The organism is Streptomyces sp. NPDC042100 (assembly GCF_055582325.1).
Genome location: NZ_JBVJDK010000005.1, coordinates 511,715 through 529,824 on the forward strand (window position 1 = coordinate 511,715; position 18,110 = coordinate 529,824).

At 72.3% G+C, this 18,110-nt stretch carries 18 protein-coding genes and 1 pseudogene; 11 read left to right on the forward strand and 8 right to left on the reverse strand.

Annotated features, from left to right (window positions below):
* Window positions 1-5 precede the first annotated feature (5 nt).
* Window positions 6-524: a SixA phosphatase family protein gene (locus ACZ6J5_RS14770; protein WP_469391309.1), complete on the forward strand. Its 519-nt coding sequence runs from the start codon at window positions 6-8 to the stop codon at window positions 522-524.
* Window positions 525-601: 77 nt separating this feature from the next.
* Here the strand turns inward: ACZ6J5_RS14770 and serB are convergent, their stop codons facing one another.
* Window positions 602-1,864, reverse strand: coding sequence for a phosphoserine phosphatase SerB (serB, locus tag ACZ6J5_RS14775; protein WP_469391311.1), 1,263 nt, complete (start codon window positions 1,862-1,864; stop codon window positions 602-604).
* Window positions 1,865-2,086: 222 nt separating this feature from the next.
* On the opposite strand from serB, the gene ACZ6J5_RS14780 reads away from it, so the two are divergent.
* Window positions 2,087-4,675 (forward strand): ABC transporter ATP-binding protein/permease, encoded by a 2,589-nt coding sequence (locus tag ACZ6J5_RS14780; RefSeq protein WP_469391313.1) that lies wholly within the window; start codon window positions 2,087-2,089, stop codon window positions 4,673-4,675.
* Window positions 4,676-4,784: 109 nt separating this feature from the next.
* On the opposite strand, the gene ACZ6J5_RS14785 is transcribed toward ACZ6J5_RS14780, so the two are convergent.
* From ACZ6J5_RS14785 to ACZ6J5_RS14795, 3 genes and pseudogenes are all read right to left on the reverse strand, one after another.
* Window positions 4,785-5,531, reverse strand: coding sequence for a transglycosylase SLT domain-containing protein (locus ACZ6J5_RS14785; RefSeq protein ID WP_469391315.1), 747 nt, complete (start codon window positions 5,529-5,531; stop codon window positions 4,785-4,787).
* A gap of 301 nt (window positions 5,532-5,832) precedes the next feature.
* Entirely contained in the window at window positions 5,833-7,047 is a 1,215-nt protein-coding gene (locus tag ACZ6J5_RS14790) for an S-adenosylmethionine:tRNA ribosyltransferase-isomerase (RefSeq protein WP_469391317.1), read from the reverse strand.
* A 221-nt stretch (window positions 7,048-7,268) separates the two neighbouring features.
* Window positions 7,269-7,952 (reverse strand): annotated as a pseudogene (locus ACZ6J5_RS14795) (SDR family NAD(P)-dependent oxidoreductase); the annotation flags it as partial.
* Between the two features lie 237 nt (window positions 7,953-8,189).
* Here ACZ6J5_RS14795 and ACZ6J5_RS14800 point away from each other — a divergent pair.
* The 3 genes from ACZ6J5_RS14800 (at window position 8,190) to ACZ6J5_RS14810 (ending at window position 10,361) form a co-directional block, all read left to right on the forward strand.
* Window positions 8,190-9,335 carry a GAF domain-containing sensor histidine kinase gene (locus ACZ6J5_RS14800; RefSeq protein ID WP_469391319.1) on the forward strand — a complete coding sequence of 382 codons (1,146 nt, stop codon included), beginning with the start codon at window positions 8,190-8,192 and terminating at the stop codon, window positions 9,333-9,335.
* A complete protein-coding gene (locus tag ACZ6J5_RS14805; RefSeq protein WP_362476852.1) occupies window positions 9,328-9,981 on the forward strand; it encodes a response regulator transcription factor in 654 nt (217 codons plus the stop codon). Before ACZ6J5_RS14800 ends, ACZ6J5_RS14805 begins: the two co-directional genes overlap by 8 nt.
* 140 nt (window positions 9,982-10,121) lie before the next feature.
* Window positions 10,122-10,361: a chaplin gene (locus ACZ6J5_RS14810; protein WP_469391322.1), complete on the forward strand. Its 240-nt coding sequence runs from the start codon at window positions 10,122-10,124 to the stop codon at window positions 10,359-10,361.
* Window positions 10,362-10,739: 378 nt separating this feature from the next.
* Here the strand turns inward: ACZ6J5_RS14810 and ACZ6J5_RS14815 are convergent, their stop codons facing one another.
* Entirely contained in the window at window positions 10,740-11,531 is a 792-nt protein-coding gene (locus tag ACZ6J5_RS14815; protein ID WP_469391324.1) for a hypothetical protein, read from the reverse strand.
* A gap of 156 nt (window positions 11,532-11,687) precedes the next feature.
* Here ACZ6J5_RS14815 and ACZ6J5_RS14820 point away from each other — a divergent pair, with 156 nt between their 5' ends.
* The 4 genes from ACZ6J5_RS14820 (at window position 11,688) to ACZ6J5_RS14835 (ending at window position 14,908) form a co-directional block, all read left to right on the forward strand.
* Window positions 11,688-12,479: an ABC transporter ATP-binding protein gene (locus tag ACZ6J5_RS14820; protein WP_469391326.1), complete on the forward strand. Its 792-nt coding sequence runs from the start codon at window positions 11,688-11,690 to the stop codon at window positions 12,477-12,479.
* Window positions 12,480-12,567: 88 nt separating this feature from the next.
* The gene (locus tag ACZ6J5_RS14825) at window positions 12,568-12,996 is read left to right on the forward strand and encodes an NfeD family protein (protein ID WP_469391328.1); all 429 of its coding nucleotides are present in this window, start codon (window positions 12,568-12,570) and stop codon (window positions 12,994-12,996) included.
* Between the two features lie 93 nt (window positions 12,997-13,089).
* The gene (locus ACZ6J5_RS14830; RefSeq protein ID WP_469391330.1) at window positions 13,090-14,037 is read left to right on the forward strand and encodes an SPFH domain-containing protein; all 948 of its coding nucleotides are present in this window, start codon (window positions 13,090-13,092) and stop codon (window positions 14,035-14,037) included.
* 97 nt (window positions 14,038-14,134) lie between these two features.
* A complete protein-coding gene (locus ACZ6J5_RS14835; protein ID WP_469391331.1) occupies window positions 14,135-14,908 on the forward strand; it encodes a sulfite exporter TauE/SafE family protein in 774 nt (257 codons plus the stop codon).
* A gap of 121 nt (window positions 14,909-15,029) precedes the next feature.
* Here ACZ6J5_RS14835 and ACZ6J5_RS14840 read toward each other — a convergent pair whose 3' ends face one another.
* The 3 genes from ACZ6J5_RS14840 to ACZ6J5_RS14850 form a co-directional block, all read right to left on the reverse strand.
* Window positions 15,030-15,539 (reverse strand): HNH endonuclease, encoded by a 510-nt coding sequence (locus tag ACZ6J5_RS14840; RefSeq protein WP_469391333.1) that lies wholly within the window; start codon window positions 15,537-15,539, stop codon window positions 15,030-15,032.
* Window positions 15,540-15,700: 161 nt separating this feature from the next.
* Complete coding sequence (locus ACZ6J5_RS14845) at window positions 15,701-16,237, reverse strand: YbhB/YbcL family Raf kinase inhibitor-like protein (protein WP_469391335.1); 537 nt, start codon at window positions 16,235-16,237, stop codon at window positions 15,701-15,703.
* Window positions 16,238-16,290: 53 nt separating this feature from the next.
* Window positions 16,291-17,073, reverse strand: coding sequence for a sporulation protein (locus ACZ6J5_RS14850; RefSeq protein ID WP_362476838.1), 783 nt, complete (start codon window positions 17,071-17,073; stop codon window positions 16,291-16,293).
* Window positions 17,074-17,160: 87 nt separating this feature from the next.
* Here ACZ6J5_RS14850 and ACZ6J5_RS14855 point away from each other — a divergent pair, with 87 nt between their 5' ends.
* A complete protein-coding gene (locus tag ACZ6J5_RS14855) occupies window positions 17,161-17,823 on the forward strand; it encodes a DNA-3-methyladenine glycosylase (RefSeq protein ID WP_469391337.1) in 663 nt (220 codons plus the stop codon).
* Between the two features lie 97 nt (window positions 17,824-17,920).
* Window positions 17,921-18,110 (forward strand): hypothetical protein (locus ACZ6J5_RS14860; RefSeq protein ID WP_469391339.1); only part of this gene is annotated, 190 nt, incomplete at its 3' end.

Consider the following 18,110-nt stretch of genomic DNA (forward strand, 5'->3'; position numbering starts at 1 on the left):
TGGGCATGAGCGTCGACACACCCCGCAGGATCGTGCTGCTCCGCCATGCCAAGGCCGACTGGCCCCAGGTCTCCGACCACGACCGCCCGCTCGCCGAGCGCGGCCGGCAGGACGCCCCCGTCGCCGGACGGCAGCTGGCCGAGACCGGCATCCCCCTCGACCTGGCCCTGTGCTCGACCGCGGTCAGGACCCGCGAGACCTGGAAGCTCGCCGTCCAGGAGCTCCCCCAGCGCCCCAAGACGGTGTACGAGCAGCGGCTGTACGAGGCCTCCCTCGGCGAGCTCATCGCCGTGGTCAACGAGACGCCCGACTCCGTCGGCGGCCTGCTGCTCATCGGCCACAACCCCGGGATGCACGCCATGGCCGACGCCCTGTCCGGCCGCGCCGAGGGCGACACCCTCGCCCGGATGACCCGCAGCGGCTTCCCCACCTCCGCCTTCGCCGTCGTCACCTTCGACGGCTCCTGGAAGTCCGTCGAGCACGGCGTCGGCACCCTGACCGACTTCTGGACCCCGCACGACTGAGCCGGTCCGCCCGAGCGGGTACGCGAAGGAGCCCGGCCGTCCACCGACGACCGGGCCCCGTCCCGTCCGCGCGCCGCTCAGTGCAGCAGCTCGCCCGTGCCGCCGTCCGCGGCCTCGACCTCCTCGCGGGTGATGCCCAGCAGATAGAGCACCGTGTCCAGGAACGGCACGTTGACCGCCGTGTCCGCCGCCCGCCGCACCACCGGCTTGGCGTTGAACGCCACCCCGAGCCCGGCCGCGTTCAGCATGTCCAGGTCGTTGGCGCCGTCGCCGATCGCGACCGTCTGCGCCAGCGGCACCCCGGCCTCCTCCGCGAAGCGCCGCAGCAGCCGCGCCTTGCCCGCCCGGTCCACGATCTCCCCGGTGACCCGGCCGGTCAGCCGCCCGTCCACGATCTCCAGGGTGTTGGCCTGCGCGAAGTCGAGCCCCAGCTTCTCCTTCAGGTCGTCGGTGACCTGGGTGAAGCCGCCCGAGACCACGCCCACCTGGTAGCCGAGCCGCTTGAGCGTACGGATCAGGGTGCGCGCCCCCGGAGTCAACCGCACCTCGGAGCGCACCTTGTCCACCACCGAGGCGTCGAGCCCCGCCAGCAGCTCGACCCGCGCGTGCAGCGACTGCTCGAAGTCCAGCTCGCCGCGCATCGCGGCCGCCGTCACCTCGGCGACCTTGTCCTCGCAGCCCGCGTGCGCCGCGAACAGCTCGATGACCTCGTCCTGGATCAGGGTCGAGTCGACGTCCATGACGACGAGCCGCTGGGCCCGCCGGTGCAGCCCGGCCGAGACCACGGCCACGTCCACGCCGACCGAGTGCGCCTCGGTGGCCAGCGCGGTCCGCAGCGGCTCCGTCTCACAGCCCGAGACGGCGAACTCGACCGCCGTCACCGGGTACTTGGCCAGCCGGAAGATCCGGTCGATGTTGCCGCCGGTCCCCGCGATCCTGGCCGCTATGGCCGCCGTCTGCTCGGCGGTCAGCGGATGCCCGAGCACCGTGACGTGCGAGCGGCCCTCGCCGCGCGGCCGGTTGTCGCCCGTGCCGGAGATGATCTCGGCCTGGAGCTTCATGGACTCGGCCCAGCTGTGCACGGTCGCGCGGAGCTCGCCCTGGGAGGCGACGGTCGGCTCGGTGACGAGCGCGCACAGCACGAGCCGGCCACGGGAGACGACCTGCTCGATGTCCACGACGTCGACGGAGTAGGCGGCGAGGGTGTCGAAGAGTCCGGCGGTGATCCCGGGACGGTCCTTCCCGAAGATCTTGACGAGAAGCGTGGGAACGTCCGCGGCGACGAGGTGTGCGGCGGGATCGTCCGAGGTGGGAACGTCTGAGGTCTGCGATGCGCTCATGGTGCGACCACCGTATCGGGCGCCCCCCGCCCGCCGAGCCCCCGTCCCGCCTGCCGGACACCCGTGTGGCCCTCCCCTTGTCACGGAGGCGCGCGCCGTGCGGCGCGCGCGAGCTCTTCACACCAACCCGACTTCCGGATCCGGCCCGGGGCCTGAAATAGTTCCCCCGGATGTTCATCATCCCTGGGCTCCCGATGACGGGGGACCCGCGGGGGACAAGTAGTGGGGCATGGAGTGCCAGAACTCGTACTGGAATTGAATGGAAGGACCTGGACCCTCGATCCGGCCAGGTCGTACACCCTCGGCCGCGATCCCCAGGGCGACCTGGTCATCGACGACGCCAGGGTCTCGTGGCGGCACGCCACCATCAGCTGGGGCGGCCGGAGTTGGGTCATCGAGGACCACGGCTCCACCAACGGCACGTTCGTACAGGGGCAGCGGGTCCACCAGGTGGAGATCGGCCCCGGCTCGGCCGTCCACCTCGGCAACGCCACCGACGGCCCGCGGCTGAACCTCGCCGCCGCCGGCGCGCCCGCGCAGCAGCAGCAGGCCGCCGCGCCCGCGCATCAGCCCCCGGCGCAGCCCGCGCACCAGGCGCACGCCGCCGCGCAGGCCGACTGGGCCACGCACCAGGCCCCGCCGCAGCAGCAGGCCCCGCAGCAGGGCTGGCAGCAGCCGCAGCAGCAGGCGCCGCAGGGGGTCCCGCCGCAGCAGGGCGGGCAGCCGCAGCCGCCGAGCCCGCAGGTCCCGCACCAGCAGGGCGGCGCCCAGGGCGCGTACCCGGTGCCCGGCGACCGCAGCCCCACCACCTTCCACCAGCTCAATCTCGGCCATGTCATGCGCATCGGCCGTGGGCTGGAGAACGAGCTGGTCGTCTCCGACCTCCAGGTCTCGCGCCAGCACGCCAAGTTCCAGGCGACGCCCGACGGCCGGTTCGAGATCACCGATCTCGGCTCGCACAACGGCACGTACGTCAACGGTCAGCCGATCCCGAAGAACGGCACCGTTCTCATCGGCCCCAACGACATCGTCGGCGTCGGCCACTCCACCTTCCGGATCGTCGGCAGCCAGCTTGAGGAGTTCGTCGACACCGGCGACGTCTCCTTCTCCGCGCGCCACCTCACCGTCACGGTCGACGGCGGCAAGCAGATCCTCAAGGACGTCACCTTCGGCGTCCCGGAGAAGTCGCTGATCGGCGTCATCGGCCCCTCCGGCTCCGGCAAGTCCACCCTCCTCAAGGCGCTCACCGGCTACCGGCCCGCCGACCAGGGCGACGTCCTCTACGACAACCGGAGCCTCTACAAGCAGTTCGCCGAGCTGCGCCAGCGCATCGGTCTGGTCCCGCAGGACGACATCCTGCACAAGGAGCTGACCGTCCAGAAGGCGCTGCGCTACGCGGCCAAGCTCCGCTTCCCCGGCGACACCGCCGAGGCCGAGCGCGAGGCCCGGATCGGCGAGGTGCTGCGCGAGCTCAAGCTCGACATCCACAAGGAGAAGAAGGTCACCTCCCTCTCCGGCGGCCAGCGCAAGCGCGTCTCGGTCGCCCTGGAGCTGCTGACCAAGCCCTCCCTGATCTTCCTGGACGAGCCGACCTCCGGCCTCGACCCGGGCATGGACCGCGACGTCATGCAGCTGCTGCGCGGCCTCGCCGACGACGGCCGCACGGTCCTCGTCGTCACCCACTCGGTGGCGGAGCTCGGCCTGTGCGACAAGCTGCTGGTGATGGCGCCCGGCGGCTCGGTGGCGTACTTCGGCCCGCCGGAGGAGGCGCTGAACTTCTTCGGCTACTCCACCTGGGCCGACGTCTTCTCCGCGTTCGAGAACTACCGCGACTACGACTGGGCGGGCCGCTGGAAGGGCTCGCAGCACTACCAGATGTACGCGGCCGAGATCGACGCCGTCGCCGCCCAGCCGGTCCAGATGCCGCAGCAGGCGCAGCAGGCGATGACCCGGCCGCCCAAGCCGCAGGGCTGGGGCTCCCAGCTGTGGACCCTGATCCGCCGTTATGTCTCGGTGATCGCCTCCGACCGGGGCTTCCTGGCCCTGATGGTGATCCTGCCCGCCGTGCTCGGCGCGGTCTCGGTGGTCATCCCGGCCGACTTCGGCCTCGGCAAGCCCGTGGCGCCGTCCCGCTTCAACGGCGACGCCGGCACGATCATGCTGATCCTCGCGGTCGGCATGTGCTTCTCGGGCGCCGCCAACTCCGTACGAGAACTGATCAAGGAACGGGTCATCTACGAGCGGGAGCGCGCCACCGGCCTGTCCCGCTCGGCGTACCTGATGTCCAAGGTCATCGTCCTCGGCGTGATCACCGCCTTCCAGGGCGTGATCATCTGCGGCATCGGCTTCTCCACCCGCGAGCTGCCGGAGGAGGGCCTGTTCATGCCGCCGGCGCTGGAGCTCTGTGTCCAGGTCATCGCGCTGGGCCTGACCTCGATGATGGTCGGCCTGGTCATCTCCGCCCTGGTGAAGACCGCCGAGAAGACCATGCCGCTGCTGGTCATGTTCGCGATCGTCCAGGTCGTGTTCACCGGCATCCTCTTCCAGGTGTACGGCTCGCCCGGCCTGGAGCAGTTCGCCTGGCTGATGCCGTCCCGCTGGGGCATCGCCGGTGCCGGCACCACGCTCGACCTGGCGCACCTGATGCCGCCGTGGGACCACAAGAACCCCGACAACCTCGACGCCCTGTGGGAGCACTCGGCCGGACAGTGGGGCATCGACCTCGGCGTCCAGCTCCTGATGGCCGCGCTCTGCTGCGTGCTCGTCGCGCGGCTGCTGCGCCGCCACGAGCCCGAGGTCATGCGCAAGTAACGGCGGACGGCCGACGGCGGCCCCGGCCGGGCGCCATGCGCCACGCCCGAAGGGCGGCACCCCGTGCGGGGTGCCGCCCTTCGGCAGTGCGGGGGCGCGGAGCGGAGGCTCAGTACGCGCTGTTGACGTTGTCGATCGTGCCGTAGCGGTCGGCCGCGTAGTTGCAGGCGGCGACGATGTTGGCGACCGGGTCGTACTGGTCGAACTTGGTACCGGGGATGTGGTACGCCTTGAAGGTCGGGTAGATGACCTGGAGCAGGCCCTTGGACGGCACGCCGTTGATGGCGTTGATGTCCCAGTTGTTGATCGCCAGCGGGTTGCCGCTGGACTCGCGCATCACGTTCTTGTGGATGCCGTTGTAGGTGCCCGGGATGTTGTGCTTGTCCATGATGGACAGCGCCTCGCGGATCCAGCCGTCGAGGTTGTTCGAGTACACCGGCTTGCGGACGGCGGCGCGGCTCGCGGCGGACTTGGCCTCGGCGCGCTTCTTCGCCTCGGCCTTCGCCTTGGCCTCGGCCTTCGCCTTCGCGTCCGCCTTCGCCTTGGCGTCGGCCTTGGCCTTCGCCTCGACGGCGGCCTTCACCTTGGCGGCGTCCTGCTTGGCCTTGAGCGCGATCGTCGACTGCTGCGAGTCGAGGCTGGCGGCCAGCGCCTTCGCCTGCGGGCTGTTGGCGTCGTAGGTCCAGGAGACCTGCTGCGTACCGGCGAGGGCCTGCGGCTCGACCTCGGTGGCGCCGCCGTGGCCCGGGATGAGGGAGAAGCCGATGGCGGCGGCGCTGAGAGCTGCGACGCCGGCGATCGTGGCCTTGTGGGTCTTGTTCAGACCACGACTGTGGCCAGGGGTCTTCGCAGACATACGGCACTACCTCTTCGAATCGCAGGGGGTCGCTCAGGCCGGGGCGGCGCTGCGCCTGCTCGGCGGCGACGGACGCAATTCTTAGCGGCAGCAAAATGCCGTGGCAAAGGTGTGACGTACGATCCCGGGTAGTGGATCAGGGGCTCGGGAGGGGCGCCCCGGAACCGGTTCGGAACCGGCCCGGGACCGGCTCCGGCGCCCTTCATCTGCCCTTTACCTATCCACTAGGGGGATTCGTAAGTGATGTGGGTCCTATGCGCGGGCTCACATCGGACGTGTAACAAACTCACCATGAGTTGCATCAGCAATCCATACGGTGAGGGTTCTCCTCCGGGAGGATGAGATGGACGTCCCCGAACTCGTGCCAGAGGTAGCGCTCCCGCACCGCCTCCGCGTACGCCCGGCGCAGCGCGGGCCGCCCCGCCACCGCCTCCAGCATCAGCAGGTGCGAGGCCTCGGGCTCGTGCAGCCCGGTCAGCAGCCCGTCCACCACCCGCACGCCCCGCTCCGGCGTCACGACGAGCCCGGTCCACCCGGCGGCGGCCCGCACGACGGCGCTCCCGCCCCCGGGACCCCCGCCACCGGGCGCCACGACCGCCGTACCCCCGCCGCGCCCCACGGCCGCCCCCGGACGCCCTGCCGCGCGCCCCGCCGCGGCCCGCGCGCCCGGCGCCGCGACAGCCGACTCCAGCGCCCGTACCGCCGTCGTCCCCACGGCGATCACCCGGCCGCCGCCGGCCCGCGCCGCGTTCACCAGCCACGCCGTCGCCGCCGGCACCTCGAAGCGCTCCGGGTACGGCGGCTCGTGCGCCTCCGCCAACGCCACACCCGTGTGCAGCACCACCGGCGCGAACTGCACGCCCCGGCTCACCAGCTCCGCCACCAGCCGCGCCGTGAAGGGCCGCCCCGCGCTCGGCATCTCCGCCGAACCCGAACCGTCCGGCGCCGCCAGCGCGAACACCGTCTGGTACGCCGAGAGCGCCTGGTCCCGCGCCGTGTACCCGTACCGGATCGGGCGCCCGTACCGCGTCAGCAGCCCCGGCACCGGCACGTCCGGCCGCGCCCACCACAGCCGCGCCGCCCCCGGCGCCAGCGGCTCCTCCAGGACCAGCCGCGCCCCGCCCGGCAGCCGCACCACCGCCCCCGCGGGTCCGCCCGCGCGGGGCAGCGTCGTCCCCGAGCCGTCCGGGGTCCGCAGCTCCACCGCCCAGCGCCGCGCCCCGTCGTCCGGGCCGGAGAAGTGCACGACCACCCGCTCCCCGTCCGGCCCCGCCCCCAGCCGCCCGTCCACGGCCGCCGCCAGCGTCGCCGAGGTGTTCACCACCAGCACGTCCCCGGCCCGCAGCAGCCCCGGCAGCTCCCGGAACGCCCGGTGCTCCACCGCCGTGCCACGCGACACCATCAGCCGTACGCCGTCCCGGCCGCGCCCCGCACCCCGCTGCTCGGCCGGCACCCGAGCCGACAGCTCCCGGGGCACCGCCCACTCACCCAGCGGCCCGCCCAGCGCCCCGCTCACCGCCTCGCTCCCGCCTGCCCCGCCGCTCCCGCAGGTGCGTCCTGCCCCGCCGGTCCCGCCTGCCCCGCAGGTGCGTCCTGCGCCGTCGGCCCCGCCTGCCCCGCCTGCCCTGCCTGCCCCGCAGGCTCCGTCAGCCCTGTAGCTCCCGCCTGCTCCGCCTGCTCCGCCTGCCCTGCCTGCCCCGCAGGCTCCGCCAGCTCCACGCGCTCCGCCTGCCCCGCCAGCCCCACCGCCGTGTAGCGCCCGCTCGGCAGCCGCCCGTCCAGCAGCCGCAGCAGCACCGGGGCGACCTCCTCCGGGGCGGGCGTCCCCGACAGGTCCTCCTCCGGCTCGGCCGCCGCCAGCATCCGCGTCCGCATCCCGCCCGGATCCACCCACCACACCCGCAGCCCCGGCTCCTCCACCGCCAGCACCCCCGACAGCAGGTCCAGGCCCGCCTTCGTCGCCCCGTAGCCGCCCCAGGTGCGGTACGCCGTCACCGCCGCGTCCGAGCTGATGTCCAGCACCGCCCCCGACGGCGCCGCCCGCAGCAGCGGCAGCGCCTCCTGCACCAGGCCCAGCGGCGCTACCAGATTGACCTCCAGGGCCGCCCGGAAGCGGTCCAGCGGATGCTCCGCCAGCGGGACCAGCGGCTCCACGCCCAGCACGCCCGCGTTGTTCACCAGCAGGTCGAGCCCGCCGAGCCCCGCCGCCTCGGCCACCAGCTCCGCGCGGTGCCCGGCATCCGTGACGTCGCCCGGCACCGCCGCCACCCGCGCGCCCAGCCGCCGCGCCTCCTCCGCCGTCCCCGCCAGCACGGCCGGTGACCGCGCGTCCAGCACCAGGTCCCAGCCCCGGCCGGCCAGCGCGAGGGCCAGCGCCCGGCCCAGTCCCCTCGAAGCCCCCGTGACGATCGCGACAGACACGCGCCCCATCCCCTTCTCCACCGCTTCTCCGCCGTCTCCCGCCCGGAATCCCGGCCGGGAGGGCCTTCGGCCGGGACGACCCCGACCGACGAGTTCCAGCCTCATCGCCCCCGCCCCCGCCCCGCCTCGTCCCCGGGCCCCGACCGCGCAGGGCACTTCGACCTAGGCCCAGGGACCCGCCCCATCGGAGTCCTCGGGCGGATACGGACCGTCACACCCCGCCGGTACGGTGAACACATGAGCCACCGCCCCAGCTCCGGCCTGGCCGCCGTGAGCAGCGCCCTGCTGGCGATGAACCGCCAGATGGAGGTCCGCGACGTCCTCAAGACGATCGTCGCCTCCGCCCGCGAGCTGCTCGACGCGGAGTACGCGGCGCTCGGCGTCCCCGACGACCACGGGGGCTTCGCCCAGTTCGTCGTCGACGGCGTCAGCGACGAGCAGTGGAAGGCCATCGGCCCGCTGCCCCGCCAGCACGGCATCCTCGCCGCGATGCTCCACAAGGCCGAGCCCGAGCGCCTCGCCGACGTCCGCGAGGACCCCCGCTTCGAGGGCTGGCCCGAGGCCCACCCCGACATGTCCGACTTCCTCGGCCTGCCGGTCCGCGACGGCGAGGAGACCCTCGCCGCCCTCTTCCTGGCCAACAAGCGCTGCCCCAAGCCCGCCGGCGGCTGCGGTTTCACCGCCGAGGACGAGGAGCTCCTCACCCTCCTCGCCCAGCACGCGGCCATCGCGCTGACCAACGCGCGCCTGTACGAGCGCAGCCGCGAGCTGACCATCGCGGAGGAGCGCTCCCGGCTCGCCCACGAGCTGCACGACGCCGTCAGCCAGAAGCTGTTCTCCCTGCGGCTCACCGCCCAGGCCGCCGCCGCCCTCGTCGACCGCGACCCGGCCCGCGCCAAGGACGAGCTCCAGCAGGTCGCCGTGCTGGCCGCCGAGGCCGCCGACGAGCTGCGCGCCGCCGTCGTCGAGCTGCGGCCCGCCGCCCTCGACGAGGACGGCCTGGTGCACACCCTGCGCACCCAGATCCAGGTCCTCGACCGGGCCCACACCGCCCGCGTCACCTTCGACGGCGGCGGCGTCCGCGCCCTGCCCGCCGCGCAGGAGGAGGCCGTGCTGCGGGTCGCCCAGGAGGCCCTGCACAACGCGCTGCGTCACTCCGGCGCGGCGCTCGTCACCGTCACCCTCGCCCGCAGCGGGACGGGCGCCCGGCTCACCGTCGCCGACGACGGCCGGGGCTTCGACCCGCGCACGGTCCGCAGCGCCGGACGGCACCTGGGCCTGGTCTCCATGCGGGACCGGTCCGCCGGGGTCGGCGGCACCCTGACCGTGACATCGGCCCCGGGGCGGGGCACCACGATCGAGATGGAGGTCCCCGGTGGCTGAGGAGAAGAGGAAGCCGATCCGCGTGCTGCTGGTCGACGACCACCAGGTGGTCCGCCGAGGCCTGCGCACGTTCCTGGAGGTCCAGGACGACATAGAGGTAGTGGGAGAGGCGTCCGACGGCGCCGAGGGCGTGGCAGCCGCCGAGGAGCTGCGGCCCGACGTCGTCCTCATGGACGTCAAGATGCCCGGCACCGACGGGATCGAGGCCCTGCGGCGCCTCCGCGAGCTGGCCAACCCCGCCCGCGTCCTGATCGTCACCAGCTTCACCGAGCAGCGCACGGTCGTCCCCGCGCTGCGCGCCGGCGCGAGCGGCTACGTCTACAAGGACATCGACCCCGACGCGCTCGCCGGCGCCATCCGCTCCGTCCACGCCGGGCACGTGCTGCTCCAGCCCGAGGTGGCGGGCGCGCTGCTGAGCCAGGAGGACCACGGCCACGGCACGGGCCGAGGCTCCACCCTGACCGAGCGCGAGCGGGAGGTGCTGGGCCTGATCGCCGACGGACGCTCCAACCGGGAGATCGCCCGCGCCCTGGTCCTGTCCGAGAAGACGGTCAAGACCCACGTCTCGAACATCCTCATGAAACTGGACCTCGCCGACCGCACCCAGGCCGCGCTCTGGGCCGTGCGCCACGGTCTCACCACCTGAGTGCGCGGGGGCGCACGCCCGTTCCACCGGTCATACCGTCGTGTGTATGTCCCCCGTTCGGCGCAACCGCGCGGACGGTGGGGCGTTCTCCATGGCGTGCTGCGGCGGACCGGCCGCAGCGATGACCAAAGGATCCTGAAGTGAAGAACCTCAAGAAGGCCGCCGCCCTCACCATGGTCGCCGGTGGCATCGTCGCCGCCGGTGCGGGTGTCGCCTCCGCCGACGCGGACGCCCACGGCCAGGCCGTCCACTCCCCGGGCGTGGCCTCCGGCAACCTGGTGCAGGTCCCGGTCCACGTTCCCGTGAACGTCTCCGGCAACACGATCAACGTGATCGGCCTGCTCAACCCGGCCTTCGGCAACGGGGCCGTCAACCACTGACCCCCAGCCCCACCATCGGCCCCCGGACGATCCCCCCGGGGGCCGATCCCTTTCCCGGGAGCCCGAAGGCCCCGAGCCCTCCTCATACAGGAAGCCCGGCGCACGAGGCACCCGGCCCGCTCGCGAAGCGGCCCCCTAGAACCCGCGCTCGCGCTCCCGCTCTTCGACGTAGGCGTTGTACGCGGCGACCTGGGCCCGCCGCGCCACCCGCTCCACCGGCCGCAAGGCGGCCCCCGCGCCGCCAGCCTCTCCTCACGCCCGCGCGGCTCGCACTGCTCAGCGCCGGGGCGCTTCCCAGGCTTCGCCGTGCCGCAGCGGACTCCGTCCGCCGACCGGGGCCGGGGTACGCAGCACCCGGCCCGCTCGCGAAGCGGCCCCCTAGAACCCGCGCTCGCGCTCCCGCTCTTCGACGTAGGCGTTGTACGCGGCGACCTGCGCCCGCCGCGCCACCCGCTCCACCGGCCGCAAGGCGGCCCCCCGCGCCGCCATCTCCGCCGCGCTCACCGCGCCGCCGTGCCCGTGGTCGTACGCCAGGTCCACCAGCAGGCCGATCCGCTGGGCCAGCTCCAGGACGCGGACCGCGCGGGGCGGATAGCCCGGGGCCAGCACCTCGCGGCCGGTCTCCGCGCGGGCGCGGTACGCGTCGCGGGCGGCCTCCGCGGTCGGGCCCGAGGCCGCCACGTCCAGGCGCGTCAGCACCGACGTCGCCTCCCGCAGGGCCTCCGCCAGCTCCCGCTCCGCCTCGCCCAGGGACGGCACGTCCGCCGGCGGAGCCTCCCGTACCGCCAGGCACCGCCAGACGACCTCCACGTGCAGATCACCCGCCGGCCCCGCCTCCGAGACCTCCGGCACCAGGCCGTACGGCGCGCCGAAACCGACCACCGCCTCCTCCGCCTCCAGCGCCCGCGCGTTGAACTCCGGCGGCCCGCTGAGCCCCAGCGGATGCCCCGGCGCGGGCAGCGCCACCCGCCACCCGGTCACCCCGAGCCGCCGCAGCCGCCCCAGCGCCAGCGTCAGGCCGACCGGCCCCGCCTCGCCCGGCAGCCCCTCCACGCGGTGCACCGCGTCCTCCCCGACAATGGCGAGCGCCGCGTCGTCCGGCGACACCGCCCCGGCCAGCAGGGCATTGCCCCAGGCGGCCAGACGACCTGAGCGTGGTTCCGAGAACATGCCCCCCACCCTAGGGACTCCCGGCCCGCCCCACGGCGCAAAGCAAGCCCTAAGGACCGGCCCGGCCCGCCGGTGGCGTAGGTTTTTCCCTGGACGCCGCGCCCGCAGGCGCAAGGCGACGAAGAAGATTCGACCGCAAGGGGAGAGACCGCGCTCATGAGCGATGTACTGGAGCTGGTGGACGTATCCGTGGTCCGCGACGGACGGGCTCTGGTGGACGAGGTCTCCTGGTCGGTCAAGGAAGGCGAGCGCTGGGTCATCCTCGGCCCCAACGGCGCCGGCAAGACCACCCTGCTCAACCTCGCCTCCAGCTACCTCTACCCGACCAAGGGCACCACGACGATCCTCGGCGAGCGCCTCGGCGCCGTCGACGTCTTCGACCTCCGCCCCCGCATCGGCATGGCCGGCATCGCCATGGCGGAGAAGCTGCCCAAGCGCCAGACCGTCCTGGAGACCGTCCTCACCGCCGCGTACGGCATGACGGCCACCTGGCACGAGGACTACGACCCGGTCGACGAGGAGCGCGCCAAGGCCTTCCTCGACCGCCTCGGCATGACCGACTACCTGGACCGGAAGTTCGGCACCCTCTCCGAGGGCGAGCGCAAGCGCACCCTCATCGCCCGCGCGATGATGACCGACCCCGAGCTCCTCCTCCTCGACGAGCCCGCCGCCGGCCTCGACCTCGGCGGCCGCGAGGACCTCGTCCGCCGCCTCGGCCGGCTCGCCCGCGACCCGTACGCCCCCTCGATGATCATGGTGACCCACCACGTCGAGGAGATCGCCCCCGGCTTCACCCACGTCCTGATGATCCGTCAGGGCAAGGTGCTCGCCGCCGGCCCCATGGAGACCGAGCTCACCTCCCGCAACCTCTCCCGCTGCTTCGGCCTGCCCCTCGTCGTCGAGCACGTCGGCGACCGCTACACCGCGCAGGGCCTGCCGCTCTCCTGAGCCGCGACGCAGGAGGCGCGGTCCCCGCACAGTGCCACGCCCCCGCCGCGCCCTGTCCCCGGAGCCCCACCCGCCCTACCATGACCTTGTGGACATCGACGCATGGGTCTGGTGGCTGATCGGCGCGGTGGGGCTCGGCATTCCCCTCGTCCTCACCGCGATGCCCGAGTTCGGCATGTTGTCCGTCGGAGCGATCGCGGGCGCGGTGACCGCCGCCCTCGGCTTCGGCGTCGTCAGCCAGGTGATCGCGTTCGCCGCGGTCTCCGTCGCCCTCATCGCGGTGGTCCGCCCCATAGCGGCCCGGCACCGCGACGACCGCCCCCGACTCGCCACCGGCATCGACGCCCTGAAGGGACGTCAGGCGCTGGTCCTGGAACGGGTCGACTCCTCGGGCGGCCGCATCAAGCTCAACGGCGAGGTCTGGTCCGCCAGGGCGCTCGACACCGGCCAGAGCTTCGAACCGGGCGAGCAGGTCGACGTCGTCGACATCGACGGGGCCACCGCCGTCGTCATGTGACCGAACCTCGCCCATGACGCCCCGCGGTCTGGGAAACTCGATCATCATCTCGTAGTCAACCGGCAACCCGCAGCGAAGGGCACAGGGAACACGATGTCAGCAGTCATCATCGTCCTGATCATTCTGGTGGTGCTTGTCTTCATCGCCCTGATCAAGACCATCCAGGTCATCCCCCAGGCGAGCGCCGCGATCGTGGAGCGCTTCGGCCGCTACACCCGCACGCTCAACGCGGGACTCAACATCGTCGTCCCCTTCATCGACCGCATCCGCAACCGCATCGACCTCCGCGAGCAGGTCGTGCCGTTCCCGCCGCAGCCGGTGATCACCCAGGACAACCTCGTCGTCAACATCGACACCGTCATCTACTACCAGGTGACCGACGCCCGCGCCGCGACCTACGAGGTCGCCAGCTACATCCAGGCCATCGAGCAGCTCACCGTCACCACCCTCCGCAACATCATCGGCGGCATGGACCTGGAGCGCACCCTCACCTCCCGCGAGGAGATCAACGCGGCCCTCCGCGGCGTCCTCGACGAGGCCACCGGCAAGTGGGGCATCCGCGTCAACCGCGTCGAGCTCAAGGCGATCGAGCCGCCCACCTCCATCCAGGACTCGATGGAGAAGCAGATGCGCGCCGACCGCGACAAGCGCGCCGCGATCCTCACCGCCGAGGGCATCCGCCAGTCCCAGATCCTCACCGCCGAGGGCGAGAAGCAGTCCGCGATCCTGCGCGCCGAGGGCGAGTCCAAGGCCGCCGCGCTCCGCGCCGAGGGCGAGGCGCAGGCCGTCCGCACGGTCTTCGAGGCCATCCACGCCGGCGACCCCGACCAGAAGCTGCTCTCCTACCAGTACCTCCAGATGCTCCCGAAGATCGCCGAGGGCGACGCCAACAAGCTCTGGATCGTGCCCAGCGAGATCGGCGACGCCCTCAAGGGCCTCTCCGGCGCCCTCGGCAACGTGGCGCCCGGCGCCTCCGGCTTCACCAAGGCGGCACCCCCCGCCGACGGCGGCGAGCGCCGCGAAGAGCCCCGAGTTGACTGACACGTACACGTAATCCTCGTGCATGATCGGTGCGAGCCCCTCGACCCCGGACCATCACACCGGGGCGGGGAGGCGACTCACTGACCATGTAAGGGAGATGGCCTTGTCCATCTGGGAAGCACTCGCGGTGTTCGGCGCCGGCACAGCCGCCGGCGCCATCAACACCGTCGTCGGATCGGGCACGCTGATCACGTTCCCCGTCCTCCTCGCCACCGGCCTGCCGCCCATCACCGCGAACGTGTCCAACACCCTCGGACTCGTCTCCGGCTCCATCAGCGGCGCCATCGGCTACCGCAGCGAACTCACCGGACAGCGCGGACGCGTCCTCCGCCTCGGCGGCACCGCCCTCGTCGGCGGACTCGTCGGCGCGATCCTCCTGCTCGCCCTGCCCTCCGACGCCTTCGACGCGATCGTCCCCGTCCTCATCGGCATCGCGCTCCTGCTCGTCCTCCTCCAGCCCCGCATCGCCGCCGCCGTCCGGCGCCGCCGCGAGGCCACCGGCACCGAGGCCCACCCCGACGGCGGCCCCGTCCTCCTCGTGGGCCTCTTCCTCGCCAGCGTCTACGGGGGCTACTTCGGCGCCGCCCAGGGCGTGCTCTACCTCTCCCTGATGGGCCTGCTGCTGCACGACAGCCTGCAGCGCATCAACGCCGTCAAGAACATCCTCGGCGCCGTCGTCAACGGCGTCGCCGCCGCCTTCTTCCTCTTCGTCGCCGACTTCGACTGGACCGCCGTCCTCCTCATCGCCGTCGGCTCCACCATCGGCGGCCAGATCGGCGCCAAGGTCGGCAAGCGCCTCTCACCCGCCGTCCTGCGCGGAGTGATCATCGCCGTCGGCACCGTCGCCATCCTCCAGCTCACCCTGAGATGACGAGAAGGCCCGCCCCCGACGAGGGGCGGGCCCACCGACACACCGACGACCAGGAGCTGATACGAGCTGATACGAGCTGATACGAGCTGATACGAGCTGATACGAGCAGATACGAGAAGGGCTACGCCGCCTGCTCCGAGGTCAGCCACTCCGGCAGCTCCGACCGCTCGCCCGCCCGCATCGCCAACAGCATCGCGTCCGCCGGCGTCGGCACGAACGGCTGGCGCAGCAGCGGCATCCCCGCCTGCTCCGGCGTCCGGTCCGCCTTGCGGTGGTTGTCCTCCGCGCACGAGGCCACCGTGTTCATCCAGTGGTCCCCGCCGCCCTGCGCCCGCGGCACCACATGGTCGACGGTCGTCGCCCGCCGTCCGCAGTACGCGCACCGGTGCTGGTCCCGGACCAGCACGCCCCGCCTCGACCACGGAGCCTGTCTTCGGAAGGGCACCCGGACGTACCGGCAGAGCCTGATCACCCGGGGCACGGCCATGTCCACCGCGGCGGCCCGCACGCGCAGACCGGGATGCTCCTGCTCCACGACGGCCTTGTCCTGCAGGACAAGCACCACCGCACGGTTGAGTGTCACCGTCGAAAGCGGCTCGAAGCTCGCGTTCAGTACCAGCGTGTCCCGCATTGTGCCCACCTCCCGTGTGCCGGCCCAGCCCCGCTCGGGGCTCCGGGCTTGGATCAACTCTGGCCGGGCACGCCGGGTAGGACAACGCAATATCCGCAAACGAAAAGATGCCCGCTTCTGATCTCTCCAAGACCAGAAGCGGGCAAACAACCAACGAACGCTCAGCTCTCCGCGGGACCCGTGTACTCACCGATCAGCTGCGCCCGCCCCAGCGTGTGGAAGCGCAGGTGGAAGCCGACCGCGGCGGGCGACGCGTCCGCGTCGGGCCCCAGCTTCTCCGCGTCCACCGCGTACACGGTGAACACGTACCGGTGGTTCTCCCCGGCCGGCGGAGCCGCCCCGCCGAAGTCCCGCGACCCGTAGTCGTTGCGCGCCTGCACGGCGCCCGCGGGCAGCCCCGCGAACGCCCCCGAACCGGCACCCGCCGGCAGCTCCGTCACCGACACCGGGATGTCGAACAGCACCCAGTGCCAGAAACCGCTGCCCGTCGGCGCGTCCGGATCGAAGCAGGTCACCGCGAAGCTCTTCGTCTCCGCGGGAAAGCCCGCCCAGCTCAGCTGCGGGGAGGTGTTCCCCGCCGCGTACACCTGCGCGTCCTTCAGTACCCCGCCCTGCGCGACGTCGTCGCTCACCACGGTGAACTCCGGCACCGCCGGGTGGAAGTCATGGGGGAGCGGCGCCCTCTTGCCCTCGGCCACGTCTGGAACCTCCGTATCGCTGGCCACTCTGAACACGTCCTGCGCGGCCGAGCCTAGAACCAGTTGCGGCGCCCGCCGACCTCGGCGAGCCACTGGTTCAGGTACGCCGCCCAGTCGGTGGTGTGGAAGTCGTGCAGCCCCACGGTGAACGAGCGGAACGAGTCGCTGCCCTCGGTGAACAGCCCCGGCTTCTTGTCCATCTCCAGGACGACGTCCATCTCCCGGTCGTCCGCGACGAAGCTGACCTCGACCTGGTTCAGCCCCCGGTACTGCTGCGGCGCGAAGAACTCGATCTCCTGGTAGAAGGGCAGCCGCTGCCGCGTCCCGCGGATGTGCCCGCGCTCCATGTCCGCGCTCTTGAAGCGGAAGCCCAGCTGGATGAAGGCGTCCAGGATCGCCTGCTGCGCCGGCAGCGGGTGCACGTTGATCGGGTCCAGGTCGCCCGAGTCCACCGCGCGCGCGATCTCCAGCTCGGTCGTCACCCCGATGTTCATGCCGCGCAGCTGCTGCCCCGCGATGGCCGTCACCGGCGTCTCCCACGGGATCTCAAGACCGAACGGCACCACGTGCACCGCCCCGGCCTGCACCTCGAAGGCCCCGCCGAGCCGCACCTTCACGAACTCGATGTCCTGCTTGTGCTCCTGGTCGCCGCCCTCGACCTCGACCCGCGCCTGCAGCCCGACGGACAGCCCCTCGATCTGCTGGGCCACGGAGCCGCCCTGGATCCGCACCTCACCCTGGACGACGCCACCGGGGACGACGTTCTCCTCGGTCAGCACCGTCTCCACCGACGCCCCACCCGCACCCAGACTCGCGAGCAGCTTCTTGAACCCCATACCTACGACTCCTTGTCCGTCCTGCGCTGTCCTGACCCCTACATACGCGTGACGACCGTAGCCGGTTCCCCACTACGCTCGGACGCCATGAACGAGAGCCCCGACCGTACGCCGATCCCCCGGGCCTTCTTCGACCGCCCCGTCCTGGAGGTGGCCCCGGACCTGCTGGGCCGCACCCTGGTGCGGAACACCCCCGAGGGCCGTATCGAGCTCCGCCTCACGGAGGTGGAGGCGTACGCCGGCGCGATCGACCCGGGCTCCCACGCCTTCCGGGGCCGCACCGCCCGCAACGCCGTGATGTTCGGCCCGCCCGGACACGCGTACGTCTACTTCACCTACGGCATGTGGCACTGCCTGAACCTGGTGTGCGGCCCGGAAGGCCACGCGAGCGGAGTCCTGCTCCGCGCGGGCGAGATCCTGAGCGGTACGGAACAGGCCAGGAAGCGCCGACTTTCGGCCCGTTCCGACGCCGAGCTCGCCAAGGGCCCGGCCCGCCTGGCCACCGCCCTCGACGTCGCCCTCACTCTGAACGGCACGGACACCTGCGCCGGCCTCGACGCCCCGCTCTCCCTGTTCATGGGCACCCCGGTCGCCGCCGCCCTGATCCGCTCGGGCCCCCGCACCGGCGTGGGCGGCGACGGCGCCCCGCACCCGTGGCGCTTCTGGATCGACGGCGACCGGACCGTGAGCCCCTACCGGGCCCACACGCCGCGGAAGCGCCGCCTTGACTCGGCCGCAACAGACGCGTAATGTGGCCCGAGCCGCTTGAGACGGGAAGTGCTTACTTCAAGTCTCCTGGAGCGGCCATCCACTCCTTACGACGAATCCCAACGGGACCTATTTCGGCATGCCGAAATTCGTTTCAAAAGAGCTCGATTATGAGTCTCCAGGGAAATCGGCTAACGTAGTGGACACGCCGGAAGGCCTCGAAGAAACAAATTCGGGACCGGAAAGCACCGAGGAAATCGGGTCGGAAAGATCTGATAGAGTCGGAAACGCAAGAACGAAGGAAGCGCCCGGAGGAAAGCCCGAGAGGG